The following is a 398-nucleotide window of genomic DNA, read 5'->3' as shown; positions in this document are numbered from 1 at the left end:
GGCTGTGCCTGGGGCTGGCCGCCTGGCGCCTGGGCAACGCCTGAGACCGGTTGCCTCAGGCGGCGCACTTGTCGACAAGGCGCCTTGGTCATCGGGGTGGATCGGGCTAGAATGCCGCTCCCTTTCACTTGCGTGACCGTCCAGCCATGCAGATTCAACTGAACGGCGAGCCCTTCGAGCTGCCCGACGCGCAGAGCGTCGCGGACCTGCTGGCCCGCCTGGAGCTTGGCGGCCGCCGCGTGGCCGTCGAGCTGAACCTGGATATCGTGCCGCGCAGCCAGCACGCCAGCACCGCGCTCAAGGATGGCGACCGCGTGGAGATCGTCCACGCCATCGGCGGCGGCTAGGCCTGGCCCCCGAACCCTTCCATCGGCCCCGCAAGCCTTTCCATCCAGGAG

General features: G+C 69.3%; 1 protein-coding gene. It reads left to right on the top strand.

Annotated features, from left to right (window positions below; all coding sequences use genetic code 11):
- The first annotated feature begins 146 nt into the window (after positions 1 to 146).
- On the top strand, positions 147 to 347 hold the full coding sequence (gene thiS, locus JWG88_RS21485) for a sulfur carrier protein ThiS (RefSeq protein ID WP_003084514.1): 201 nt from the start codon (positions 147 to 149) through the stop codon (positions 345 to 347).
- Positions 348 to 398: the final 51 nt, after the last annotated feature.

It is taken from the genome of Desulfopila inferna (genome assembly GCF_016919005.1).
Lineage (GTDB): Bacteria > Desulfobacterota > Desulfobulbia > Desulfobulbales > Desulfocapsaceae > Desulfopila_A > Desulfopila_A inferna.
The sequence above is the reverse complement of the archived record's forward strand: the minus strand, read 5'-3'. Positions and strand labels throughout refer to the sequence as shown.

Coding starts and splice junctions, on each gene's coding strand:
- thiS (WP_003084514.1), top strand. CDS start 147: ATGCAGATTCAACTGAACGGCGAGCCCTTCGAGCTGCCCGACGCGCAG.